This window comes from Methanoculleus sp. MH98A, from assembly GCF_000691865.1.
GTDB lineage: Archaea > Halobacteriota > Methanomicrobia > Methanomicrobiales > Methanoculleaceae > Methanoculleus.
Genome location: NZ_JMIO01000057.1, coordinates 1 through 23,330, shown reverse-complemented (window position 1 = coordinate 23,330; position 23,330 = coordinate 1). Strand labels below are relative to the sequence as shown.

The window sequence follows — 23,330 nt, the reverse complement described above, 5'->3', positions numbered from 1 at the left end:
ACGCCGCCCCTCCTCCGATATCCGTTGACAACGGAGGGGAACAGCCCCTTCCCGTCCCCCCCTTCACGTGCCTTCGGGGTTGACGATCCTCCCCATGAAGAGGATCGCGCCTGAATCCTTCTCAGTGATGAGGAAGATAAACGGGTGGTCCGCACGGAAGACGGGCGCGGCACCTCCCCCCACCACAACGCCGGTCGCCGCCGCGGCCTCGGTACCCTCTTCGTTCACGTCGACGAATGCCTTGTGGAAGACCCCGGTGACGAAGAGGTCTCTCGTGCCGTCCATCCCCGAGAGGTCGGCATCGTCGGTAAACGCCGTGGGCATCCCCATCGCCGCAAGAGTCGAGGGGAGGTTGTATTCCGCATCAAGCGTGAACTTCGGGAAGAAGACCCTGACGTTCTGCGAGACCAGGGACTCCCGCAGGCCGGCAAGCCTCTCCGCGTCCAGGGCCTCTTCCGCAGCCGTCAGGGTGTCTTCTTTGGGGAGAAGGACGAGCATCGCGAGTTCGGTCTCGTTCCCGTGCGCGTACGGCATCTCGAGCACCCGGAGGGTATCGGTCTCCATGTACGGGTAGACGGCGTTCCCGTGCATCATCGGGACAGTCACCGTCTCGTCCGGTCCGACCCGGAACTCCTCTTTTGTCGTCTCGTTCGCGTCGAACTGTCCGGTCCAGGTGCCCTTGAAGTAGATCGCGTTCGTGATCACGAGCCGGGTGAGGTCGTCGATCGAGCCGGGCGGCAGGAGGTCGCGGATCTTCTCTTCGGTCTCTCCCTCCACCCACCGGTTGATCGTCTCCCGCGACCCCCCGGGGTCATTGATGAAGTCGAGGTTCGTGACGTTCGCCCCGTACCAGCGGGTGGCCGTGTCGATGTACTCCGGGAGGAACGGGTAGGTTTCCTCCGCCCAGAGGGCGTTTGCGGTGCGGAGGGTGTAGTTGGCGCTCCCCCGATTGAGGCCGGCATCCAGCCAGGCAAACCCGGCTCTCCGGAGGGTCTTGTTCTCCGGAAGGTGCAGCACCGATTCGATCTCGTCGGCGGTCGTGCCTCTGGCGCCCTCGCAGGTGATCGCGAGGGCCGAGGAGATGCTGTAGGGCGAGAAGAAGAGGTTGTCTCCCGCATGCGCCGGCTCGGCCGCGAGGCGCCGGTAGAGGTCGAACGCAAACCGGTTGTTCCCGGCCGCCACGCTATCGTCGGCTACGGATTCACCGGAGACTGAAGTCGTGCTCAGAGGTACGGTCCCGCAGACAGCCAGTCCTGCAACAATGAGCGCCAGAACCAGGATGCCTATTCCGGAGATCAATAGTCTTTTCATCGTTCTCTCCCGTGGATGGCTTCGAGGTGGCCGGTGATCCGCGAACCGGGTAGCTTCCGGACATCCACACGGAGTCTTTCTGCAGGAAGACGATAATACCGGCGAAAGCGTTCGATCCCGGTCGAACGGGTTCAAAAACTATATCAGTCACGTAACTTCCCCACTTGCAGGACCGGGGGGCTGCGTCGCCGCACGCCTCTTCCGCCACCGGGCGCAGGCATACGCCACCAGGACTCCCCCGATTGCCGCGAGCGCGATCCCGGCAACGAGCAGTTCCACGGGAGCCCCCTCCGGGACCGGGAGACCGCCCCCTCCCGCAAGCGGGGGCACCGGTTCTTCCCGGACCGGAGCGGTCAGGAAGGCCGCGAGGGCACAGACCCCTCCGGCGAGGCTCGCCAATCCCGCAGCCAGGAGGATCCGGATCCGGGTGCTGCCGTGCGGCTGCAGGAGGGCCTGCCCCTCCGGCGTGAGCGCGTAGTACACCCAAGCATGCCCGTCCTCCCCGGCTGCGACAAAACCGGCTTCGGTTAGTTTCTGCAGGTGGTGATGGACCGTGGATTTTGCCAGGTTGAGGTTATCCGCGAGCTCCGTAATCGTCATCCTGCGTATATGCAGAGCCTTTAACATATCAAGCCGGGTCCCTGACGCGAGCACCTCGAACGTATCCTTCGTCAGGACGATATCGACCGGCTCCATGGGGAGTGATTCAGGGAGGCGGGATATAATTATTCCGTTATCGTCCACATCGCAAAAAAGAAGCCTCCTCATGCGGCCGGGTCGAGTGAGAGCAGGGGACGGCCCGTGCGTCCCCCTTACAGAGGTTTACCTAGTACTTGTTGTCATCTAAACCTAAAATCCGACATCACCTTCGCAGCTTCGCGTGAGACTGTACCGCCTCTATACCAAAACCTCACGCGAAGTGCGAGCGTAGCGAGCTTGAGCACCGCTAGGTGCGAGCCGCGACTGTCCACAGGACGGGAGCGTGAGAAGCCGTAGGCTTCGAGCCGCGAAGGACGCGAATACTGAGCGATACCTGCCGGCAACTTCACTTCGCGGCTTCGCGCTCTTCGCGTGAGACCATGGTTGCCGTCCTGGTACATGCAAGAAATTTCTATAATAAGATGACACGGTGCACTAGTGCAATGATTCCAAACTAACCGGCCAACCCGACCTTCATCGTATCTCCCACGGGACGCTCCTATCCACCCCCACCCAGAGGGCGGGGGCAGTCGTGGCGATACCCTACGGGAAGCCGTGCCAGGGCATACTCCGAACTATAACCTTCCGAAGAGTGCGAAATCTAGTCGGCACCCCTCTGATTGTACTGCTGATTGAGAATCGATGCACTAGTCTTCCGGTTTCTTCCCCGCCGCACAGACGTTGTAGGCGAGATAGGGGAGGTTCTCCTCGACGAACGGCTCCACCTTCCGTGCGAGGTTGAAGACCGGGTCGGCGAGGTTTAAGTGTGCAAACGAGCAGCGGCCGACCGTTATATCCTCAAATCCTGCCTCGCGGAAGAGCCCCGTGATCTCGGTGTTGGTGTAGTAATGTTCGTCGAAGTACCCGACGCCCACCTTTTTCAAGCCGACCTTCTCCCCCATCTGGTAGACAAGCGGCACGATGCTCGTAAAGACCGTCCTTGATAAGGTGCAGACCGCGATCCTGCCGCCGGGCTTTAAGACCCGGTAGCACTCCCGGAGCATCCCCTCCGGGTCGGGAACGTAACTGAAGGCGAGCAGGCTCGCGAGGGCGTCGAAGGTGCCGTCCTTGAACGGAAGGACGTCGGCAGTACCGACGCAGAACCCGCTCTCCGGGCACCGCCGCCGCCCGTGCCGGACCATTCCCGGGCTGATATCGAGCCCGAAGGCCCGGCCCCCTTCCTCGACGTAGCGCTGCACGAAAAGCCCGGTCCCGCACCCGACGTCGAGAAGGAACCCGCCCTTCGGGAGTTCGCTCATCACGTGCTCGGAGATGTGCCCGTGGTAATACTTCCCGCGGCTGCCGTCGTAGCGCTCGTCGTAGATATCCGCGACCTCGTCATAATGCTGCTGTACTTTCTTCACTGAACACCTCCCGGGCTATCCGGGCAAGAAGTGCATTGATCTGCACAAAATCGTTTGCGTTGTGGGAGAGCCGGAGATCCGCGTCGGCGAGCGCGACGGCAAGGGCCGGATGGTTGTACTCGCGCCGGGCCACCTCCCGGAGTTCGCCGACGACCTCCCGCGCCGAGAGCCCGTACTCGATCATCAGCGACTCGGCGATCCGGCGGGCGGCATCGAAGTTGCCGTCCCGGAGGGCGACGAACGCGGACGTAGCGACGTTTGCGGTCTCTGAACGCGAGATCTCCGCGAGGTCGAAGTCCTTCTCCGAGGTTGCGGCGATCTGCAGGTACATGATCGCACGCCGCAGGTCTCCCTGCGCGGCATACACGATCAGGTCGAGATCGTCGGCCGGAACCGCGTCACCTTCCGCGGCAAGAATCTCCTCGAGCCGGGCGCGGACGAGCCCGCTCTCGATCGGGGCGAAAAAGAGCGGCAGGCAGCGCGACGCGATGGCCGGAATGATGGCCGAGGGCCGGACGGTGACAAAGATGAACCGGCAGGTGGCGCTGTATCGCTCCATCGTCCGGCGCAGGGCCTGCTGCGCCTCGAACGTCAGGCCGTGCGCGTCCTCAAAGACCATCAGCTTGAAGTCGGCATCGAGCGGCCGCATCGAGGCGTACCACTTCACGATCTGCTTGAAGTTGACGATCAGGCTCCGGTCCTTGCGGTAGATCATGCTGAACCGCTCGTCCGTCTCGAGCGCGCTCCTTCCCCTCCCGAGAAGGTCGGTCGCGCTGAAGACGGTCGTGTTCGGCTTCCAGTTCTCACCGTAGAGCCGTTTTGCCAGGCACTCGACGGCCGCGGTCTTCCCGGTGCCGTGCGGGCCGGAGATAAGCATGTGGGGCACGCTCCCGGAATCCGCGAACGCCGTTACGTGGCGAACGACCTCGTCCTGTCCGATGATATCGTCGCACCGCCTCGGGCGGTAGACCTCACTCCAGAGCATGGGCCAGTCTCTCTCTCATCTCATCTATTGCCGCCCGGAGCAGATAGGTATTGTCAAGCGACGCTATCAGGCGTTCACCCTCACCGGCTTCAAGGGAGGCGCACGCCGCGGCGATCGCCGGGATGGCACGCGTCACCTCGTCGACGATCGTCAGCGTCGCCGTGCGGGCGGTCCGGGAGAGCGGGTTTAGGTCGACGGTGATGACCGTCTTGCCCATCTCCCGGAGCGCGGCGCAGCGGTCCCCGTCCTCGAGCGGCACCAGCACCACGTCGGCGTCCCCGATACCTGCGGGAGGCAGAGCGCCCGGTCGTGGGAGAGCGGGACGAGCCGCTCCGGCGTTCCCGTAAGAACCCTGACCCCGTGCTCCGTAAGAAGCCGGATGATCCGCCCGATCCGCTCCTCCGTCCGGTGGAAGAGATTCACCTCGACGTCGGCGCCGCTCGCCTGCTGGAGCGCCGCGATCTCCGCCGCCGCAAGCGCCGCCGTGTTGCCGTTCACCGATATCACCGCGTGCCGTGCGGCGAGAAGCATCGCCGCGGCCGTCCGCTCGGCGATGGCGGCGCTCCCGGTCGTCCTCTCGCCGATCAGGTAGTCGAACGCCTCCCCGCGCCCGTGGGCGGCGAGCCCCTCCGGTGCGACGATACCCTCGCGGGCGCACCGGGCCAGCCGTTCGCGGGCGACGAGGGAGCGGTAGCGTGGATGGTCTTTCGGGATCATGGTTTCACCTCGATCAGGTATGCGCCGCGGCGTGCGACCCGGAGGGCATAAACCTCCCCGAACCCCGAGAGCACCTGCTCCGCAGCCCCGCCTGTGGCAAAGACGCCGTTTCCAAGCATCGTCATGCTGGCGGGAACCCCTGCGGCGTCGCAGGCCTCGAGGACCCGCCGCACCTCCGGCGCGATGAGTCCGCTCTTCTCGGCGAACCCCCGCGAGAGCCGGCAGAAGTCGGCGAGGTCGCGGGGGCAGCGGTCGGGGTAGGCGGCGGTTATCCGCGCCATCGCCGCCGGGGACGAGAGGACCGAAGCGGTCGGGAGAGGGCCGAGGCTCACGGCGTAGAGGGCCTCCTCCGAATAGATACGGGTGATATCCCCGTGGATACCCGCCCCCGTCCGGCAGACGACCCCGCCGGACATGCTCGCGGCGACGTCTCCGAGCCCGGTGCGGTGGAGAACCTCGGCCTCGTGCGCCCGTGCGCCCACCTCGTCCGGGGAGAGGCCGAGGTCGAAGAGGTGGTTTATCGCCGTGAGCGTCGCAAGAAGCGCCGCCGCCGAGAGGCCGAACCCGGCGCCGATGGGGAGCCGACACTCCGTCGTGACGCGGGCGGTGACTCCCAGCCGTTCGAGGGCGTACTCGACCGGCGGCGACCCGGCGCTCGCGTGACCCTGCCGGACCACCCGGACGCTCGTCTCATGGGCCTCCTCAACCGTCGAGCGCACCCCTTCATCGATGACGACGCCGGCCCCGACGCTCCCGGTATCCTCCGGGCCGATTCCTTCGATGCGCCTGAAGTAGCCGGATATGTGTCCGGGGGAGAAGGCTACGGCAGTTCGGACCATATCGCCCCGGCGACCTCCTCTTTGCTCCCGGAGACGTCCCGCGTCCCGCCGGTGGTCATGATACGAAACGATCCCTCCGTTGCGCCCATCGTCGGGGGAGCGTTCACGACGACCATCCGCACGCCCGCATCAAGCATCGCTCTCGCCCGCTCCTCCTCGTCCCAGCCCAGTTTGAACGCCACCGTCACGGGGCTGCATGCCGCCGCCACCTCGTCGATGACCTTCGGGAGGGGGTCGAGCCGGACAACCTGGGGCGAACCGCTCGGGATCTTCCCCTCGTGCCGTTCGGGGGCATAGTCCGATATCGCGGCCGCGCTGACGTAGATGTCTACCCCGGCGTCACGGCAGACCGAAACGACCGCGTCCCGCATTTCGGCAGCGGTCGTGGCACGGATGTTTCGGACGCAGGAAAACGACCCCGCATGCACCACCGTCACGTCCGCCCCGAGCCGGAAGGCCTCGAGCGCGAGCGCTCTCCCCATCCGCCCGGTCGACCGGGTGGTGAGGACCCGGACATCGTCGAGGGGTTCCGCGCACGCCCCGCTCGTGATCAGGACTTTTTTACCCGCAAGCGGCCGGCCCGAGACCGCACGCTCCGCGTGGAGGACGATCGTATCGGTATCGGCGATCTTCGCCTTCTCCTCCTCGATCCGGGGATCGACGACGTCGATATCCCAGGAGCGGAGCCGCCGGAGATTCTCCGCGACCCCCGGGTGGCGGTACATGCTCTCGTGCATCGCCGGAACGACCACCACCGGCATCCCCCGGCCGAGCGCCGTCGTGGCGAAGGTCGTGACCGGGGTGTCGTCGATCCCGCAGGCGATCTTACCGATGGTGTTCGCCGTAGCGGGCGCGACGAGGAGGAGGTCGGCCTCGCCTCCCTCCCCGCAGTAGAGGACGTGCTCCACCAGGCCGGTGATCCGGGTGATCGCCGGCCGCCCCGTCGCGTAGGTCAGGGCGTCGGGGTGAACGATCCCGGCCGCTGCCGCAGTCATCACCGCCTGCACCGTCGCGCCCCTGCGGCGCAGGGCGTGCGCGAGTTTCACCGTCTCCACGGCCGCGATGCTCCCCGTCACGGCAAGCACCACCGTCTTTCCCGAAAGCGTCTTCACGATATCGTCACATCCTGCACCATATGCCACGCGTGCGGGCCGTACTTCTTCACCCGGCGGGAGGCTACCGCCGCCGAAAACCCGGCGCCCGCAACCTCTTTCTGGATCGTCTCGTTCACGTCCCCGATGCTGTGGACGTGGAGCACGCTCCCCTCCCGGACGTGGGCGAGGGCGTCGGCGAGCATCGATGGTGCGTCGAAGTGGCCCATCAGGACCCGGTCGTAGACCCCGGCAAGGAGGTCACGGCAGTCTCCCGACTCCGCCGTGACCCGATCTGCAACGCGGTTTGCCATAATGTTTCGTTTCAGGTATTCAAAGGCTATTGGGTTTATCTCCATCGCGTGGACCCGTGCACCGCTCATGGCCGCCGGTATGGTGAAGTAACCGATCCCGGCGAACATATCGGCGACCCGCTCGCCGGGCCGGACGAGGGCGGCAATCCTCGCCTTCTCGTTGCGGTTGCCCTGCGAAAACATCACCCTTGTCGGGTCGAGGAAGAAGGTGCAGCCCTGTTCGCGGTGCCGCACCTCGCCCGCGGTGCCGTAGAGGATCTCGACCTCCGGGATGCGCATCTCGCTCAAAAACCCCTTCACCTGGACGACGCCCCGGGGACGGCAGTGCTCCACGATTGCGGTAAGTTCCTCCTTCGTCGGCGCGTCGCCGTGGACGACCGCAACGTCGCCGAGGAGGTGGTAGCCGCGGCCCCGGTAGGTCTCCCGCTCGGGGAGGTCCGTATCGGCAGAATAGCCCTCCCTGACCGGAACCCAGGCGACGCCGCCCTCGACATACGGCCGGCGGGAGGGATCCACCCACTCCGCGTCCGCGATATCGGCGAGAGCAGCCGCCGGCACCTTCCGCGCACGCACGGCACTCACCCGACGATGACCAGCCGGTCCTGTTCTTCGTCGCGGAGCACCCGGATCGGCTGCCCCTCTACCGGAAACGTCCACGAGACCATATTGAGTTCCCGCGTCCGGTAGGTCTTCGGGTCCATCAGCCCCACCAGGTTCGGCTGCGTGAAGACGACGAGCGCGGACTCGGCCTCGCGGACGTTCCCGATGAGGCGTTCGACCTCGCCCTCGGGAAGCGTCCGGGCAACGCCGGCCGTGAGATCGAAGACCCGGAGGCGCTGCCCGTCGATGTCGCGCACCTCGAAGTAGTTGCCATGAGAGACCACCACGTCGCCTTTCTGGTAGAACGGCAGCCGGAGAGAGTAGGTGATCCGGTAGAGTGCTTTTCCGTCCTTCTCGCCGACCAGCTTCGGGTGGGTCGTGAACCGCCCGCCGAGCGCCCCGGTGATCGCCCTCGCGATCTCCTGGCCGAGGTGCTGCGTCCCGACGGTGATATCGACGCCGTCCTTCGTGTCATCGAGATCCGATATGAACGAGAACCGGTCGCCCGACTGCTGGAGCGACTCTTCGGCCTGTTGTGCAAGGTTCACGGCGACCTCGCGCTCGTAGGCGTTGATCTTTCTATTGGTCGCCCGCACCTGGACGATCCCCTCGTAGTAACCCCCGGATATGCGGCTGCACCGGTCGCAGGACTCTCTCTGCCAGCGGATCTCAGTCTTGCAGGTCTCCTGGACAGGGACACCGTACAGGCTCGCCTCCACCTCGACGGTGCAGGCCGTCCTGTTCGACGCGACTTCTTCGGCGCGGACGGTGACCCGGATATCCTTCGCATCCTCGTGAATGCTGACCGCCGATACCGCCATCTCGGCGATCAGGTCTTCGCGCGGCATCTGCAGGTCGGACCAGGTCTTGCCGCGTTTCTGCGACTCGCAGACCGGACAGTAGATGGTGGTCACGTACGGTTCGCAGGTCAGCAGCCGCACGTCCGCGGCCCGGCACTCCGGCAGAGTCCCTCCTCGCTTGGCTTCCCGCAACGGGGGCAGATGCTCGTCTGGATGGTCATGGGTCAGATCCTGAATATCTGGGCGTGGGGGACGTCGCCGATCATGATACACTCGTTCTCGGCGACGAGTCCCATGGCGACGGCGAGGGCTACGACGCGCCTGCCGATGATATTGGCGTTCTCCGCGCCCGCGAGCGCTCCCCGGACGTCCTCTTCGCCGGCACGCTCGGTGCCGTAAAAACCCCCGGTGATGCAGATCTCGACGTCTCCGTGTATCAGGGTGGCGTCCATGAGCTCGGCGTCGCAGGCAGCCACCACTTCACCGGCGCCCGGTATGCGGTGCACTTTCAGGTACATCACATACCGTTTGACGGGAGTCGTCAAAAAGGTGCGCAGTTCCGTTAAGGAAGCGCGATATCCACGCCGTAGGTGCGCGACGGCGTCTCTTGATGGATGCGCCAGGCGTCCTCTTCGGTGATGAGTCCCTCCTCGAAGTACCGGCGCGTGAACCGCGGCACCGACTTCGGCCCGATGACCGCGCCGGGCCGGGAGTTCTCGTCCATGTAGTCGCTCTCCATCGTGAACCGCCGGCCCGACCGGGCGAGCGCAGGGATCTCCTCGTGCCGCGCGATGAACGAGGGCATGAGGGGCGTATCGGGCGTCGCGAAGTGTTTGACGACCTTCTCGACCGGGATACCGGCCCGCCGTGCCATATCGACGACGTCGGTGCACGGTCCGCTCTCGGCGTGGAGCTGGACGGCGCAGCCGCAGTCGGCCCCGAGTTCGAGCGAATGAAGGAGAACCGCGTTCGAGGCGCTGAGCACCTCCGGCGCGACCTCGTAGTGGGGCCGCCCGCTCTTGAGGCCGACGGCCCGCCCTTCCTCGACGTAGCGGGCGGCGAGATCGAGCCCGGCCATCATCACGGCGGCGGCCTCGTCCAGAGTCATCCGTTCCGCGAGCCGGCCTATCTCCGCGGGGTGGACGCCGAGGACCGGATAGACGACGACCCCGGTCTCACGGACCATCTCCGCCACCCGGAGCGTGGCGTCGAAGACCTCGCGGTAGTCCGCGCCCGACGAGGGTTCGACTCCAAGCGACCAGGAGGGCTTTGAGACCAGGAAGATGTGCGTCCCTCCGCTGCGGCGAAAGTCCTTCGCGGCCTCTACCCCCCGGCCGTTTCCCGGGTCGATGTGGATATGGTCGTCAGTGATCGGTATCGCGGGGAGTTTCATGGAACTCGACGATCTCCATCATGGGGTAGTCGTCCTCGAGGCGCAGCCGGGCGCGGCAGACAATCGCCCCGACCTGTGTCGTGATCGCGGCATCGAACATCTTCCCGGCAAGTTCCGAGTAGCCGAACCGGTTCGAGACCATCATGTCGCGATTCAGCCGGACGGTGATGCCGGTCACGTAGGGCTGCAGCCCGACGGCCTGCTCGATGGCGGCCTCGACGGTCGCCGCGGTCTCGCGGGCGATCGGCGTCCCGACGAACTGGTGGTAGAGGGCGCCGAGTTTGATCCCGGCTTCGAAGGCCGCTCTCTCGCGGTCGGTGATCATGGTAGTTAGGTTTGTGGGTACGGGAGTAAGAAGGTGCGCCCCGGAGGTGAAAGAAGGGGTTCTGTTTTACACGCGCTCATAAACACGCAAGAACTCTTCTCGAGAGATACCTGCCTGCGTGCAGATGGTTCGGAGGGTCGGGCCTTTGATTTTGGGGTGATTCGGCATCGTGAGCGGCGTCGTTGTGCCGTCCGGATTGCTGCGGATAAGCGCGATATGGTTGCCCGTCCTGACGATCTGAAAACCGAGCGCCTCCAGCGTTTTCAGCACCTTCCGCTGGGGCGCATCGTGCGGGAACTTCATCTATACAGCGACTTCGGCGACGAAGGTCTCCATGATGTCGTTGTTCTCGAACGCATCGTTCCCGAAGGTCTCTATGTGAAACTGTATGGCGGATTTCACCTCGGCAAGCGCCTCTTCGTAGGTATCCCCCTCTGCAACGACGACACCCTTCAGACCCAGGGGGTAGGCGACATAGCCGTCAGGATGCTTCTCGACGATGATTTTCAAGGTTTTCATGGACACTTATCTCTCCTGCATGTAATCAGAGTAGAGGCGATCAGTGTGATATTCAACTCGTTTGGCGATATACTTTAGCCCGGCTTCTCCACCGGCGAAGGTTGTTGATTCATCTTTCGTTTTCGGTATTGATGGTGCTTCTTCCTGTTGCCGGGTTCACGCTCCCCGGCTCCAGGTTTTCCAGAAGAACACTCCGAGAATCAGCATGACGACGTAGCCCCCGGCGACGTAATAGGGATACGCCACGGCAACCCCGGAAACCTCCAGAGCCGCCAGCACGAGGAGCCACAGGAGGAAACCCGAGGCCGAGGCCGCAAGCCCTGCCCTGCCCAAAAGGCGTTCCGCTTCAGGCATCGTATCGCGGGCAAACAGGTGGTAGCCGAGGATGATGAAGACCGGCAGCATTCCGGCGTTGAGCCAGATCTGCACCATCTGCGGGAATTTGACTATGAATGCTCCCATGGCGTTCGGTTCCGCGAAGAACGTGAAGAGGATCGCCATGAGCACGGCGACCCAGACGTAATACAGGAACACGCCGAAGAGCGCGCCCAGAACGCCCGCGGTCCTGTCCGGCTTTTTCTCTGTTTCTGTGGTCATTCCATGTTACCCTCTTCTCCGGTGTTCGGGCGGCGCGATTTGTTTCCTCTCTGTGATATCCGCCGATTAACAGGCGATCGACCGCGCCACCCGGATCAATTCGTCGCGGTCAAGCGACCCGCGCACGTAGTATGTAGCGTTCCCGGCCGCCGTCCAGGCGATCAGCCGTTCCTCTTCGGTCTCGTAGATCCGCCCCCCATACCCATTGATGTCAACGGGTTTTGGTTCTCTGTTAACGATCTGATCTGTTGCGTAGGGGTTGTACCCGTATCTGCTCCAGGTAACGTCGAGCAGCGTCATATCGGTAGTCCACGATGCGTTCTGCATTGTGTCGTTACGTGCGTAGCGCAGGGTCTCGCCGATCGTCGTGTAGTGGCCGTAGGACTCGTTCCAGACAGTGGCTATCAGGAGGCCGTAGAGAGTATACTCCCCGGGGATGTATGACGGCGGGGAGAAACCCGTGTATTCGGCGGGGTCCTCCCATTCCTCGATCCTGATGAAGGCTGAATCCCGGAGTGATGGTGCATTATCGGGGGGGAGTTCGGTTATGAGTGACGGCGTAACCCCTGCGGGATCGGTGGCCGCGGGCTCGATGCACCCCGCGGTGAGGAGAATAAACGAGAGTATTACCATGATATAGTGAGGCTTCACGTGATTTTTCCTCCTGTAACCTCCCCGGAGGCAAACGAGGTTCAACCTTAAGCACATGGAATGCGAACCTCGCTTTCGCCTGAGAGCAGTGGGGGTTCATCTGGCCGTGGAGGGATGGGGTGAGCCTCCGCCGTTTTGCGAGCGCGTTCCGGGCATCCGCACAAGGAGATAGACCCGGGTCTATATAGCATTTCTCTCACAATCATCTACGCGTCCGGGGGCTGATTGCAATAATGGGTTTTTTAATCCTGCTCTGGGGGGCCGGGGACAGGAGAGAGAGACCGTTCTCACGGCGAAGCAGATCATGCGGGGTACGCTATTCTCCGTCAACCAGGCACTCGTACGGCACCGCTGACCCGCCATTGGCGGCGATGTGACCGTGAGTGCCCCAATGGCTTTGATTCTGCGAAGAACCTGACCAGGATCGTCGTAAGCACGGCGAACCAGAGGTAGTTTGATCAGATCCGGCGGATTCAATCAATGCCGCGGAATGTCGTACGGTATTACAATTAAGTATACGCCTGCTGGATAGGTTAAGATATGAGACTGCGTGTAGTGCTCGAACCCAGTGAGGAAGGGGGATATACGGTCTATGTACCAAGCCTGCCCGGCTGTATCAGCGAAGGCGATACGAGGGACGAAGCATTGGAAAACATCAGGGAAGCCATTGAGCTGTACCTTGAAACCGTTGAGGATGATCTCGTTTGTAGCGAAACAGCCGAACAGGTTGAGATTGCCGTATGAGCAAGGTGCCTGTTCTTGATTACGACAGGATCGTCATCGCTCTTCAAAGAGACGGGTGGGTTGTCGTCCGCACGCGCGGCAGCCACATTCGACTGCATAAGCATCTGCCGGCTAAAACACTGAAACTGACAGTCCCTATGCACAAACCGCTTAAGCGCTCAACACTTTCGCACATTTTAAAACAGGCCGATATGACGGTAGAAGATCTAAACGATCTCCTCTGAGCCGGTGCATGTGAGCGACAACTCCGGCGGGCTACGTTGACCGACATTCGATCTCCATGAGACCAGGTCTCCCTCCTGGGGAATCTGGGCTGCCCTTCGCGAAAAAGGGTACCTCCTCCCCCTACCCGATCAACTTCACCAGCCCGTGCCGGGGTTCGAGCACCTCGCCGCCCCGCTTCAGCTGCTCGAGGGTGTGCTCGACCTTGTCGCGGGAGAAGCCCTGCTGCACCAGGATCTCGATAACCTCGTCGACCCTCGCCTGGCCGCCGGAGTCGCCCGAGACGTTCCGGATCGCCTCCTTCACCGACCGGATGATGTCGCGCTGCGACTTCGTGACCCCGGTCACGAGTTTGTCGATGTCGAAACTCCCGCTCTCTGCGTCGTAGGCGACCTGCCGGAGACAGGAGTCCACGATCTTTAAGATCCGGTCGGTATCCTCCGTATCGACGGTGCTCGAGAGCCGCATCCGTGCGCTCGCCTCCGCAAGCCGGACCAGCGCCTCGAGCTGCCGGGCGGTGACCGGGACGGGCTTGTTCCCGCTCGCGAGGTTTCGCAGACGCATATAGTAGGCGATCAGCGCCTCCTTTGCCCCGTCGGAGAGGATGGGGAAGCACGTCCGTTTCGCGTAGGCGATGTACTTCCGCAGAAGCGTCGGGTCGATGTCGGGGATGACCGGCGCAAGCGCCCGCTCGATGTATTTGTCGTCGACGTCGGGCAGCGGTTCATACTCGTGCTGCTTGATCAGCTCGCCCACGCTGTGGGTCTTGATGATGTGCTCGGCGATCGCCCCGTCCCGCTGGGCCTCCGGCTGATCGGTCATCACGAAGATGAGGTCGAACCGGGAGAGGAGCGACGGCGGCATGTTGATCTGCTCGCCGATCGGGACGAACTGGTCGAATCGCCCGAGTTTCGGGTTCGCCGCGCCGAGGAGGGCGCACCGGGACTTCAGGGTCGCGGTGATGCCGGCTTTTGCGACCGAGATCGAGTTGCCGCACCAGACCGGGATGCCGTTTCGCCGGACATAGAGGGTGTGGTTTTGGACCTCGAGGCAGTAGATCGTGCCCTTATACAGCCGCTTCTCGATATGCTGCTTTCCGTTTGTGTTGATGTTCGGCTCGTTCTGGCCGTCGCGGATGAAGGTCACCTGGAAGATGTCGTGGGTCACGGTTGATGTCCCGCCCCGGGGGTTGGATATGACCTCCCCGGCCTCCCGCAATCGATAGGTGTTCCCCGACCAGCCCTTCTTCAGCAGGAGCTCGGTGACGTCGTCGGCCAGTCTCCTCGACGAGGTGGTGTATATCGAGACCCCGGTCGTCTTGTTGACGTAACTGTCCCCGAGCATGAGCGCGTCGAGGAGTATCCCGATCTGCTCCGGGGGGAGGCTCTTCGCGTAGTCGGGGACGTACTTCTCGTGACATTTGCCGAACGGTGCGAGGTGTTCGGCAAGCTGCTTTGCGTTGATCGAGAAGTTCTTGCCGTCATAGGAGAAGCGGAACGGCAGTCGTTCGAGGCACTGCCGGATCGTTTCGGCAGACTCCGGGTTCGTCTGCGATATGATCACGCGATAAGGAACCCCGGTCTGGTGGTGCCGCTGAACCGACCCCTCGGAGAGGAAGTAGCCCAGGAACTCAAGCCAGTCGTCCATCCCGACCGTGATGGGGTCGGTGAGTTTCCCTTCGGCGTTCTGGTTCGCGAACTTGACGACGGGCGGTATCCAATGGGTCTCGTGTCGCTCCCCTGTCCATGCGGCGTTCTTCTTGAACCGCATCCGCTTGTGGATGGGGAGTTCGTCCATGCGGATGAGCCGGAACCCTTCCCACTCGTCGGCACGCCGATTCAGGTTGACGTACATCCGGTGGTTCGGCGTGACCGCGAGGTCGACCTGCCGCGACTTGACGTAGTACATCTCTCCGTCATACTCCGATGCCACGAAGTTGGACGGGGGTGCGTACTCGAGCCTGCCATCGGCAGAGAGTGTCGCGACACGGTCATCCGCGGTCACGTCGCGGAAGAGCTTCCACCCGCTCTCTGTGAGGACCTCGGTCTCGTCGTCGTAGCACTGCTGCTCCATCGCCTCGTGCAGCGCGCTCCGGTCTTCCTTCGCCATCTTGTCCATCTCTCGACGGCGGCGATCCCCATATCCGCGAGGACCAGCGCACCGGCCTCGAGCGTCCAGCGCCCGTCGCCGAACTCGTCCTTGACCGCCGTCGCCGTCAGCCCGGCGGAGGTCGACGACTTGCCGCTCGTGTAGATCCCGCGGGGCGAGAGTTTCACGACGTACCGCAGGATCTGACTCTTTGCGATACCCGGGTCGCCGACCAGGAGAACGTGGACATCGCCGCGGAGGCGGGAACCGTCCGGCATATCCTTCGCGATCCCGCCGAAGAGCTGGAGCGCGATCGCCTCCTTCACATCGTCGGTGCCATAGATCGTCGGCGCGATCGACCGGGCGATCTTCTTGTAGACCAGCGGGTCGCGGGCGAGCGCCATGATCTTCGCCTCGTCCTCCTCGCTGATCGAGACCTCCTCGAACTCCTTCTCGGCAACCTCGATCGAGTTGCACTCGAGATAGATGTCAAAGAGCGTGCTCTTCTGGCCGTAGTTGATCCTCTGCACCGACCGGAGGATGCCGTTCAGCACCACCCGGTCGCCCGGCGATACCATCCCGGTCAGGTCGTCGGTGACGTCGATATCGAGCGTCTGGGGCTGCTCGCCGCCCCGGAGGCCTTCCGGCGACTCCTGGATCCGGAGTTTCTGGGCATCGACGAACCGGCACCGGTTCATGACGAGATCGAGCCGGGTCTTCCTCTCACAGTTCGGGCAGAAATCGGGCTCGTCGAACCGCCCGTAGCCCTGCGGAACCGGGTCGGTGTTCTTGCCGCAGGTGCGGCAACGGAAGACCGCGGTGACGATCCGGGGACGGACCTCCGTGGTCTTTCGGAGGATCCCCTCGAGGGCGACGAAGGTGTTGATCTGGTCCGCCCGGATGTCGCGGACGTTCGTCTTCTGCGGCAGGTTCGTGAACCGGACGTTGATCAGGTCGGGGTCCTGGCCGTCCTTCAGTTTGAGGAGTTTGTTCTGGATGATCGCGTCCCGGATATCCCCGATGACCTTGCCCGGGCTCCGCAGGAGCTCGAACGCCAGTTTGTTGTTCAGGATCTTGCGGTAATCGATGATGAGCGAACGGTTGTGCGGGTACTCGCGGGAGAGTTCGGCAAGTTCCCGCCTGTACTGCTTCTTCAGGAACTTCGTCCACTCACCGACGTTGTCGGTGACCTCGACGGTAATCTCTTCGGTCAAGACAGAATCCTCAGCGGTGCTGCTCTGCGGCGAGGACGAACCGTGCGAGCAGCGCCTCCATCTGGATGTCGCTGCTCGCCCCTTCCGAGAGGCGGAAATCGGTCTCGCCGAGAGCGTCGATCAGTCTCACTTTGAGCGTCCGGTCGATATCGCGCTGGACCAGGGCCCGGTAGCACTGGTTGATCAGCTCGTTCGGGGCGATGCCCCGGACACGGGTCAGTTCGATGAGTGCCTGCTCCGCCTCGTCGAACCTCCCCCCTATCGAGAGGTCGAGGAGTTCGTCGATCTCTTCGGGGCGGGCGGTCGCGGTGATCTCGAAGATAGTCTCCTCGTCGATATCCGTCCTGAGGATGGCGGCACCCTGCAGGGCGTTGATCGCCTTCCTCATGTCTCCCGAGGCGACGTAGACGATGGCATCGAGCGCACCCTCCGTGACCGTGAGCCCTTCGGCCGCGGCGATCCTCCGGGTCTCCTCGATGACCGCCTCTCTATCAAGCGGCCTGAACCGGTAGATGGCGCACCGGCTCTGGATGGGGTCGATGATCTTCGAGGAGTAGTTGCACGAGAGGATGAACCGGCAGGTGCGGGCGTAGGTCTCCATCGTCCGCCGGAGAGCCGCCTGCGCGTCCGTCGTGAGCGCGTCCGCTTCGTCGAGGAAGAGGATCTTGAACGTCGCCCCGGCAAGCGGCGACGTCCGGGCGAACTCCTTGATCTGGTTACGGACGACATCGATACCCCGCTCGTCGGAGGCGTTCATCTCCCGGAAGTTCGTCTGCCAGGAGTCGCCGAAGAACTCCCGGGCGAGCGCCACTGCGGCAGTGGTCTTCCCTATCCCCGCGCTGCCCGTAAAGAGGAGGTGCGGCAGGTTGCCGGTCTTCACGTAGGACTGGAGGCGCACCACGATATCCTTCTGTCCGACCATCTCGTCGAGTCTTCTGGGCCGATACTTCTCTATCCAGATGGTGTGGTTGCCGTCCATTTGCATAGGTGTTGGTGCTCGTCCATCGTAAAAGGATCGTCATCCGTTCCGGTGATCCTTTTTAGAGGGGTCAACCACCCCGCCCTGAAGGGCGGGGCTTGAGACTCTATCTTGTCGATAGTTCTCGTCCGGGTGGTTGACTGCACCCCTGCACCTCCAAGGTATACCTGTAGGTGCGTGCTCTGGACTCGATGTTCCGAGCACCGATAAGATCGGCATGGAGGGAGTGCCCGCAGCATTCGCAGACAAACGACCTTCCATTCCGATTATTCTTGCTGATATGGTTGCATCGAGGGCAGGTCTGGGAGGTATAGGCAGGATCGACATAGACCGTCGATATACCCTTCTCCCGCGCCTTATACTCGATGAAGGACTGAAGTTCAAAGAACGCCCAGGAATGATGGGTGTATCGCCGCTTCCTGGGGGTATCTGGCCGATCCCTGATCCCGGACAGATCCTCCAACCCGATCACATCGACCCTGTTCTGAACAGCAAAAGAAACGATCTCCTTCGAGACGCGGTGGTTCATATCAGTCATCAACCGTCTCTCCCGGCCGGAGAGGTGCTTCAGCATTTTCTTTGCCGACCGGGTGCCCTTTGACTGCAACCGTTTCCGCATAGTAGAATAGATGTTGCGGAGATCCTTGGCTTTCCCGCCACAGAAGAACCGACACTTTTTGTCGGTCGTCGAGGCAACCGCAAGGAAGTTCTGCCCCACATCCACTCCCATAAAGGTCGAAGACTCCGCGACCTCACGGGTCTCTGTCTCCCTCTCGCAACAGAGGTGGAAGTAGTATGTCCCGTCCTTGTGTTTCACCAGTTTCGACGCGCCAAACTTCCAGGTTCCGTCGAGATACCGCTCCATGTGGGGGTACCGGAAGAACCGGTACTTCTTTCTCCCTTCGAGGGTCGTAAGACCGATCTTGTCTCCATCAAGGGAGAAGTCTCGCCCAAAGGAGAAGGTCATGGAGGTGGGGGCGTAGGTGATCTGCTGCCACCCGGTCTTTTTCGCCCGAACCTGTGCCTGGAGTGTCCGGTAGGTTCCCGTGACCTGCCGGACGACATTGCAGGACATCTGGGACTTGAGACCGATCTGTCCCCGAAGAGCGGGATAGACAATCTTCTGGAGGGCAGCAGAACCCTTGGGTTTCCCGAAGTTGTACACGATCGCAGAGACGTAGTTCATCCCCTCGGTGTAGGTCCGTACCGTCCGGTCGAGAAGATCGGGGTCGGAACAGTCCATCTTGAGGATGACGGTCTTTGTGGTGAGCACAGGTATCTATTTCACTCAAAAGTGTATAAAGTTAGATCAGTGAATCGCAATTCCCGCTCGGCCTGAAGATCGGGAACTCCTTGCGGAATCAGCTGAAGACGAAAAGATAGGTACAGGGTTTCACGTAAATGCCGGGCCGGGAGATCCGGCAGGTTCTCCCGCCCCGGCATATCCGCACCCCCTTCCTCGAACGGACGGATTTATGGAACCTGCAGAACGGGTATTTGCGCAGGACTTTGCCGCCGCGCGGCACACGGCGGACGCCGGCGACGGCCGGAACGGCTCGTACGTGGTGACGCCGGGGGCCGCCTGGTGCCGCCGCCTCTTCATCGTCGGCGCCCTTACCGAGAAGAGGGGGAGCGGCGACGTCATGCAGGCCCGGCTTGCCGATCCCACCGGCGCGTTCCAGGTCTCGGTCGACTGGCAGAGCCCGGACGCGGTCGAGACGCTGGGCTACATCGAACCGCCCGCGTTCGTCGCCGTCACCGGCCGGGCGGTGCTGACCGGATCCGGGGAGCGGGCGTGCGCGACGGTGGAGGCCGAGGCGCTCTCTGTGGTGAACCGCACCGCCCGCGACCTCTGGGTGCTCTCGACCGCCGGCGCGACCCTCGACCGGCTCGAAGCGCTCCGGGACGGGGGCGACGAACGGATCGAAGCCGCCCGTCGCCTCTACGGGACCACGGACGAGGATATCCGCGGGATGGCCGCGATGGTGGGTACAGCCCTTGCAACCGTCCGCACGGATAGCGCCGTCGGCGGGATCGCGCCCCTCGTCGCCCGCGACCTCCTCCTCGATGCCCTTGAGGGAGAAAGCGGCGCCCGGGGCACCGGGGTTGAAGACGCCGTCGCCATCGGGGTGCGCTCGGGCCTCTCCGCCCGGGAGGCACGCGCCGCGCTCGAGGAACTCCTCGCCGCAGGGGAATGCTACCAGCCCGCATCGGGCATGATAAAACCGATCTGACACGATAATGCACCTTCACTTCATCGAGAACGGCCCCGCCCTCCTGGTCGAGAGCGACCGACGGGTGCTGGTCGTCGCCGACCTGCACATGGGCATCGAATCGGGCCTCGAACGTCACGGCGTCCACATCGCGAGCCGGAGCGCCGTCCGGGCCGACCGGGTGATCGCCTGCATCGAGGAGACGCAGCCCGACCTCCTCCTCCTCCTCGGGGACGTCAAGCACAACGTCCCGGTAACGAGCAGGCAGGAGTACCGGGAACTCCCCGGCGTACTCCGGTCGTTTAGGGACCGGGTGCCGATAGCCGTCGCCCCGGGCAACCACGACGGCGGCATCGGGCGGTTCCTTGAGCCCGGCGAACTCCTCCCCGCCGAGGGCACGCTCATCGACGGCGTCGGCTACCTGCACGGCCACACGCATCCCGCCCCCGAACTCCCCGGCCACCTCGTCGTCGTCGGCCACCACCATCCGGTCGTCTCGCTCGTCGACTCCGTCGGGTGCGCCGCACGTGCCCGGCCGGCTTACCTCTACTCGGTGATCGAGGAGCTGTCGGGGGAGCGCACCCGGCTCCTCTTCGTCCCGGCTTTCAACGAGTTCGCGGGCGGGATCGACGTCGGGCGGCTGCAACAGAGCGGGCTCGGCCCCCTCTCCCGGCGCATAGACAAAAATTCCGCGGAGGTGTACCTCGCAGATGGCACGTACGTCGGCTCCCCGGCCACGCTCTGCCCCGCAGACGACCGCTGATCTCCTCGACCCGCGGGTGCGGGAGGTCGTCGGGAGGCGCGGGTTCACCGGGTTCTCGGAGGCGCAGGAGCAGGCCATCCCGCGGCTCCTTGCCGGTGAGAACCTTGTCCTGGTGGCGCCGACCGGCACGGGGAAGACCGAGAGCGCGATGCTCCCGGTCTTCGACCGGCTTCTTGAGACCGTCGGCGCAGGGTTCAAGGCGCTCTACATCACGCCCCTCCGGTCCCTGAACCGGGATATTCTCGCGCGGATGGAGTGGTGGTGCCGCGAACTCGGCCTCTCGGTCGGCGTCCGGCACGGGGACACCCCGCAGAACGAGCGGCGGAAGCAGGCGCTCAACCCCCCCGACCTCCTCATCACCACCCCGGAGTCGCTGCAGGCGCTCTTCATGGGCAAACGCCTCCGCGAGCACCTGAAGAATGTCCGGTACGTCGTCGTCGACGAGATCCACGAGCTCGCCGACAGCAAACGGGGAGCGCAGCTCGCGGTGGCACTCGAACGCCTGGCCGAATACGCGGGAGAGTTCCAGCGGATCGGCCTCTCGGCGACCGTCGGGAACCCCGACGATATCGGCCGGTTCCTCACCGGACCCCGCCCGTTCTCGCTCGTCGAGGTGCCGGTCGCGAGCAGCCTCGATATCGGCGTCCGGTTCGCCGGGGAAGACTTCGGCGCCCAGGCGCGCGCCGTCGGGAAATGCCTGGACGCGCCGGGCTCCACCCTCGTCTTCGTTAACACCCGGGTGACCGCCGAGGCGCTCGGCCACCGGCTCTACTCTCGCGGGGACGTCGAGGTCCACCACGGCTCGCTCTCGCGGGACGTCAGGGTCGATGCCGAGGAGCGGTTCCGGAAAGGCGAAGTTCGGACGCTGATCGCCACCTCCTCGATGGAACTCGGTATCGACATCGGCCACATCGAGCACGTCGTCCAGTTCGGCTCCCCCCGGCAGGTCTCGCGCCTGGTGCAGCGGGTCGGCCGGGCCGGCCACCGTCTCGACGCCGTCTCGCGCGGAACCGTTCTCACGACGGGGTTTGACGACCTGTTAGAGTCGCTCGTGATCGCACGGAGGGCAAAGGCGAACGAGTGCGAGCGGATCGTCCCGCCCGCCGGCGCCGCCGACGTCCTTGCGAACCAGGTTGCCGCGATCGCGGTCGAGTACGGCGAGATCGAGGTCTCCCGCGTCCGGGAGATGATCGAGCGGTCGAACGTCTTTGACGGATGCGGGCCGCTCCTCGACGACGTCTGCCGCCAGATGGCGGAGCACCGGCTGATCCGGCTTGACGGAACCCGGATCGTCCGGACGGGCCGGGCGCGGCGCTACCTCATCGAGAACCTCTCGATGATCCACGACGAGAAGAAGATGGAGATCTTCGACATGGTCTCGCGCCGCACGGTCGGGACGCTCGACGAGTCGTTCGTCCTCGGGTGGATGCACACCGGCGCGGTCTTCATCACCAAGGGCCAGCTCTGGCGGGTGCTCGAGATCGAGGGCACGCGGATCACGGTCGAGCCGGCCACGAAGGCGAAAGGAGAGGTTCCGTCGTGGGAAGGAGAGCAGATCCCGGTGCCGTTCGCCGTCGCCCGGGAGGTCGGGGCGCTCCGGCGGACCCGGAAGTTCGACCGCTACTCAAACGTCCCCGGTGCGATCGCCTACGCGGAGCGGTTCATCTCCGGGATGGACAGGGGGAACTACCCGGTCCCCTCGGACACCCTCGTCACCCTCGAGAATGCGGACGAGGGCGTGGTCTGCAACGTCTGCGGCGGGCACAAGGCGAACGAAGCGCTGGCCCGGGCGCTCTCGGTCCTCCTCTCCGCCCGCTACGGGACGAGCGTCGGGATCGAGGTCGGGGCCTACCGGTTCCTCCTCCGCCTGCCCGACAACGTCCGCTCACTCGAGGTGCAGGAGACCCTCGCGGCGCTCGAACCCGACCACCTCCCCGGGATCCTGAAGCTCGCCCTGAAACGAACGGCGCTTTTCAAGTGGAAACTCGTGCAGGTGGCGAAGAAGTTCGGCGCCATCGACGCGGACGCCGACTACGAGCGGTTCAGCATCCACCGGCTCATCGACCTCTTCGACGGAACGGTCATCGCGGCCGAGGCCTACCGCGAGCTCTTCAGCATCTCCATGGACACAGACGCGGCGCAGGAGATCCTCGCTGCCGTCCATGACGGCCGCATCGCCGTCGCCACGGGACGGTTGAGCCCGCTCGGGAGCGACGTGCTCTCCTCCTCGCGGGACATGATCCCGCCGCCGATGGTCGACCAGGCGGTGATCGGGACGCTCGCGCGCCGCCTCGAGAAGGAGGACGTCGTCCTCTTCTGCATGCACTGCCGGAAGTGGAAGAGCCGGACGGTCGTCGAGCGCGTCCCCGATAAGCCGCAGTGCCCCCTCTGCAGCGCCCGCCTCATCGCGGCGTTGAAACCCTGGGACGAAGAACTCATACCGGCGGTAAAGAAGAAGAACAAGTCCGAGGAGGAGCGGGCGATCGAGGTCCGGTTCCTCAGGAACGCAAACATCGTTCTCTCCAGCGGAAAGAAAGCGGTGACCGCCCTCGCCGCAAAGGGCGTCGGCCCGGAGGTCGCCTCAAGGATCCTCGCGACCCTCTCCGAAGGGGACGCCTTCTACAAGGAGATTTTGAAGGCCGAGCGGAACTACGTGAAGACGCATCGGTATTGGTAAGCGACGTTCCGTTAGGAACGGAGCTCGAGAAAACGCGACGCGTTTTCGAAGGGCGACGGGCCGAAGGGCCGGAGCTGGAGCGCCGCAGGTGCGATGGCGACGGGCCGAAGGGCCGGAGCTGGAGCGCCGCAGGTGCGATGGCGACGGGCCGWAGGGCCGGAGCTGGAGCGCCGCAGGTGCGATGGCGACGKKCCGHCAGGRMCGGAGTTTGCGGGCCGCAGGTGC

General features: G+C 64.0%; 24 protein-coding genes and 1 pseudogene. 5 read left to right on the top strand and 20 right to left on the bottom strand.

Translation table 11 applies throughout. The features are described from left to right. Positions 1-63 precede the first annotated feature (63 nt). From EI28_RS08375 to EI28_RS08300, 16 genes and pseudogenes are all read right to left on the bottom strand, one after another. Positions 64-1,311 (bottom strand): serpin family protein, encoded by a 1,248-nt coding sequence (locus EI28_RS08375; RefSeq protein ID WP_048114167.1) that lies wholly within the window; start codon positions 1,309-1,311, stop codon positions 64-66. A gap of 147 nt (positions 1,312-1,458) precedes the next feature. Then, positions 1,459-2,007: a winged helix-turn-helix domain-containing protein gene (locus tag EI28_RS08370; RefSeq protein ID WP_048114166.1), complete on the bottom strand. Its 549-nt coding sequence runs from the start codon at positions 2,005-2,007 to the stop codon at positions 1,459-1,461. A 650-nt stretch (positions 2,008-2,657) separates the two neighbouring features. Then, positions 2,658-3,374: a class I SAM-dependent methyltransferase gene (locus tag EI28_RS08365; RefSeq protein WP_048114165.1), complete on the bottom strand. Its 717-nt coding sequence runs from the start codon at positions 3,372-3,374 to the stop codon at positions 2,658-2,660. Further along, positions 3,349-4,359: an AAA family ATPase gene (locus tag EI28_RS08360; RefSeq protein ID WP_048114164.1), complete on the bottom strand. Its 1,011-nt coding sequence runs from the start codon at positions 4,357-4,359 to the stop codon at positions 3,349-3,351. The genes EI28_RS08365 and EI28_RS08360 overlap by 26 nt, the downstream gene beginning before the upstream one ends. Next, positions 4,346-5,076 (bottom strand): annotated as a pseudogene (locus EI28_RS08355) (4-phosphopantoate--beta-alanine ligase). The gene EI28_RS08360 and the pseudogene EI28_RS08355 overlap by 14 nt, the downstream one beginning before the upstream one ends. Further along, positions 5,073-5,915, bottom strand: a complete 843-nt coding sequence (locus EI28_RS08350; RefSeq protein WP_048114163.1) for a pantoate kinase — start codon at positions 5,913-5,915, stop codon at positions 5,073-5,075. Before EI28_RS08350 ends, EI28_RS08355 begins: the two are co-directional and overlap by 4 nt. Then, positions 5,897-7,027, bottom strand: coding sequence for a bifunctional phosphopantothenoylcysteine decarboxylase/phosphopantothenate--cysteine ligase CoaBC (gene coaBC / locus EI28_RS08345; protein WP_048114162.1), 1,131 nt, complete (start codon positions 7,025-7,027; stop codon positions 5,897-5,899). The genes EI28_RS08350 and coaBC overlap by 19 nt, the downstream gene beginning before the upstream one ends. Next, positions 7,024-7,893 (bottom strand): class I SAM-dependent methyltransferase family protein, encoded by an 870-nt coding sequence (locus tag EI28_RS08340; protein ID WP_048114175.1) that lies wholly within the window; start codon positions 7,891-7,893, stop codon positions 7,024-7,026. Before EI28_RS08340 ends, coaBC begins: the two co-directional genes overlap by 4 nt. Positions 7,894-7,898: 5 nt before the next feature. Then, positions 7,899-8,861 carry a 60S ribosomal export protein NMD3 gene (locus tag EI28_RS08335; RefSeq protein WP_231476661.1) on the bottom strand — a complete coding sequence of 321 codons (963 nt, stop codon included), beginning with the start codon at positions 8,859-8,861 and terminating at the stop codon, positions 7,899-7,901. A gap of 83 nt (positions 8,862-8,944) precedes the next feature. Continuing rightward, complete coding sequence (locus EI28_RS08330) at positions 8,945-9,238, bottom strand: DUF424 domain-containing protein (RefSeq protein ID WP_011844081.1); 294 nt, start codon at positions 9,236-9,238, stop codon at positions 8,945-8,947. Positions 9,239-9,282: 44 nt separating this feature from the next. Then, positions 9,283-10,113, bottom strand: coding sequence for a TatD family hydrolase (locus tag EI28_RS08325; RefSeq protein ID WP_048114161.1), 831 nt, complete (start codon positions 10,111-10,113; stop codon positions 9,283-9,285). Beyond that, positions 10,085-10,438, bottom strand: a complete 354-nt coding sequence (locus tag EI28_RS08320; protein WP_048114160.1) for a dihydroneopterin aldolase family protein — start codon at positions 10,436-10,438, stop codon at positions 10,085-10,087. Before EI28_RS08320 ends, EI28_RS08325 begins: the two co-directional genes overlap by 29 nt. A 66-nt stretch (positions 10,439-10,504) precedes the next feature. Further along, positions 10,505-10,741, bottom strand: a complete 237-nt coding sequence (locus EI28_RS08315; protein WP_048114159.1) for a type II toxin-antitoxin system HicA family toxin — start codon at positions 10,739-10,741, stop codon at positions 10,505-10,507. Then, positions 10,742-10,957, bottom strand: a complete 216-nt coding sequence (locus EI28_RS08310) for a type II toxin-antitoxin system HicB family antitoxin (RefSeq protein ID WP_048114158.1) — start codon at positions 10,955-10,957, stop codon at positions 10,742-10,744. A gap of 156 nt (positions 10,958-11,113) precedes the next feature. Next, the gene (locus tag EI28_RS08305) at positions 11,114-11,554 is read right to left on the bottom strand and encodes a hypothetical protein (protein ID WP_048114157.1); all 441 of its coding nucleotides are present in this window, start codon (positions 11,552-11,554) and stop codon (positions 11,114-11,116) included. Between the two features lie 66 nt (positions 11,555-11,620). Then, positions 11,621-12,205: a DUF4367 domain-containing protein gene (locus EI28_RS08300; RefSeq protein WP_048114156.1), complete on the bottom strand. Its 585-nt coding sequence runs from the start codon at positions 12,203-12,205 to the stop codon at positions 11,621-11,623. A 540-nt stretch (positions 12,206-12,745) separates the two neighbouring features. Here EI28_RS08300 and EI28_RS08295 point away from each other — a divergent pair. Next, a complete protein-coding gene (locus EI28_RS08295) occupies positions 12,746-12,949 on the top strand; it encodes a type II toxin-antitoxin system HicB family antitoxin (RefSeq protein WP_011844087.1) in 204 nt (67 codons plus the stop codon). Continuing rightward, a complete protein-coding gene (locus EI28_RS08290) occupies positions 12,946-13,173 on the top strand; it encodes a type II toxin-antitoxin system HicA family toxin (protein ID WP_048114155.1) in 228 nt (75 codons plus the stop codon). The genes EI28_RS08295 and EI28_RS08290 overlap by 4 nt, the downstream gene beginning before the upstream one ends. Before the next feature lie 121 nt (positions 13,174-13,294). Here EI28_RS08290 and EI28_RS14840 read toward each other — a convergent pair whose 3' ends face one another. From EI28_RS14840 to EI28_RS08275, 4 genes are all read right to left on the bottom strand, one after another. Continuing rightward, on the bottom strand, positions 13,295-15,280 hold the full coding sequence (locus EI28_RS14840) for a hypothetical protein (protein ID WP_369792271.1): 1,986 nt from the start codon (positions 15,278-15,280) through the stop codon (positions 13,295-13,297). Continuing rightward, positions 15,172-16,473, bottom strand: coding sequence for a hypothetical protein (locus tag EI28_RS14835; protein ID WP_369792270.1), 1,302 nt, complete (start codon positions 16,471-16,473; stop codon positions 15,172-15,174). The genes EI28_RS14840 and EI28_RS14835 overlap by 109 nt, the downstream gene beginning before the upstream one ends. A gap of 10 nt (positions 16,474-16,483) precedes the next feature. Beyond that, positions 16,484-17,452: a replication factor C small subunit gene (locus EI28_RS08280; RefSeq protein ID WP_048114154.1), complete on the bottom strand. Its 969-nt coding sequence runs from the start codon at positions 17,450-17,452 to the stop codon at positions 16,484-16,486. A gap of 106 nt (positions 17,453-17,558) precedes the next feature. Continuing rightward, positions 17,559-18,725, bottom strand: a complete 1,167-nt coding sequence (locus tag EI28_RS08275) for an RNA-guided endonuclease TnpB family protein (RefSeq protein WP_048114153.1) — start codon at positions 18,723-18,725, stop codon at positions 17,559-17,561. A gap of 202 nt (positions 18,726-18,927) precedes the next feature. Between EI28_RS08275 and EI28_RS08270 the strand changes: the two genes are divergently transcribed. Genes EI28_RS08270 through EI28_RS08260 form a run of 3 tightly spaced genes read left to right on the top strand, consistent with a single transcriptional unit; the run spans position 18,928 to position 23,105 of the window. Next, complete coding sequence (locus EI28_RS08270) at positions 18,928-19,686, top strand: hypothetical protein (protein ID WP_048114152.1); 759 nt, start codon at positions 18,928-18,930, stop codon at positions 19,684-19,686. A 7-nt stretch (positions 19,687-19,693) separates the two neighbouring features. Continuing rightward, entirely contained in the window at positions 19,694-20,428 is a 735-nt protein-coding gene (locus EI28_RS08265; protein WP_048114151.1) for a metallophosphoesterase, read from the top strand. Beyond that, on the top strand, positions 20,376-23,105 hold the full coding sequence (locus tag EI28_RS08260; protein ID WP_048114150.1) for a DEAD/DEAH box helicase: 2,730 nt from the start codon (positions 20,376-20,378) through the stop codon (positions 23,103-23,105). Before EI28_RS08265 ends, EI28_RS08260 begins: the two co-directional genes overlap by 53 nt. Positions 23,106-23,330: the final 225 nt, after the last annotated feature.

Excerpts from the sequence above, each read along its gene's own strand:
- EI28_RS08375 (WP_048114167.1), bottom strand. The coding sequence starts at position 1,311 with ATGAAAAGACTATTGATCTCCGGAATAGGCATCCTGGTTCTGGCGCTC.
- EI28_RS08370 (WP_048114166.1), bottom strand. The coding sequence starts at position 2,007 with ATGGAGCCGGTCGATATCGTCCTGACGAAGGATACGTTCGAGGTGCTC.
- EI28_RS08360 (WP_048114164.1), bottom strand. The coding sequence starts at position 4,359 with ATGCTCTGGAGTGAGGTCTACCGCCCGAGGCGGTGCGACGATATCATC.
- EI28_RS08350 (WP_048114163.1), bottom strand. The coding sequence starts at position 5,915 with ATGGTCCGAACTGCCGTAGCCTTCTCCCCCGGACACATATCCGGCTAC.
- EI28_RS08330 (WP_011844081.1), bottom strand. The coding sequence starts at position 9,238 with ATGTACCTGAAAGTGCACCGCATACCGGGCGCCGGTGAAGTGGTGGCT.
- EI28_RS08325 (WP_048114161.1), bottom strand. The coding sequence starts at position 10,113 with ATGAAACTCCCCGCGATACCGATCACTGACGACCATATCCACATCGAC.
- EI28_RS08320 (WP_048114160.1), bottom strand. The coding sequence starts at position 10,438 with ATGATCACCGACCGCGAGAGAGCGGCCTTCGAAGCCGGGATCAAACTC.
- EI28_RS08315 (WP_048114159.1), bottom strand. The coding sequence starts at position 10,741 with ATGAAGTTCCCGCACGATGCGCCCCAGCGGAAGGTGCTGAAAACGCTG.
- EI28_RS08310 (WP_048114158.1), bottom strand. The coding sequence starts at position 10,957 with ATGAAAACCTTGAAAATCATCGTCGAGAAGCATCCTGACGGCTATGTC.
- EI28_RS08305 (WP_048114157.1), bottom strand. The coding sequence starts at position 11,554 with ATGACCACAGAAACAGAGAAAAAGCCGGACAGGACCGCGGGCGTTCTG.
- EI28_RS08295 (WP_011844087.1), top strand. The coding sequence starts at position 12,746 with ATGAGACTGCGTGTAGTGCTCGAACCCAGTGAGGAAGGGGGATATACG.
- EI28_RS08290 (WP_048114155.1), top strand. The coding sequence starts at position 12,946 with ATGAGCAAGGTGCCTGTTCTTGATTACGACAGGATCGTCATCGCTCTT.
- EI28_RS14840 (WP_369792271.1), bottom strand. The coding sequence starts at position 15,280 with ATGGCGAAGGAAGACCGGAGCGCGCTGCACGAGGCGATGGAGCAGCAG.
- EI28_RS08280 (WP_048114154.1), bottom strand. The coding sequence starts at position 17,452 with ATGGACGGCAACCACACCATCTGGATAGAGAAGTATCGGCCCAGAAGA.
- EI28_RS08270 (WP_048114152.1), top strand. The coding sequence starts at position 18,928 with ATGGAACCTGCAGAACGGGTATTTGCGCAGGACTTTGCCGCCGCGCGG.
- EI28_RS08265 (WP_048114151.1), top strand. The coding sequence starts at position 19,694 with ATGCACCTTCACTTCATCGAGAACGGCCCCGCCCTCCTGGTCGAGAGC.
- EI28_RS08260 (WP_048114150.1), top strand. The coding sequence starts at position 20,376 with ATGGCACGTACGTCGGCTCCCCGGCCACGCTCTGCCCCGCAGACGACC.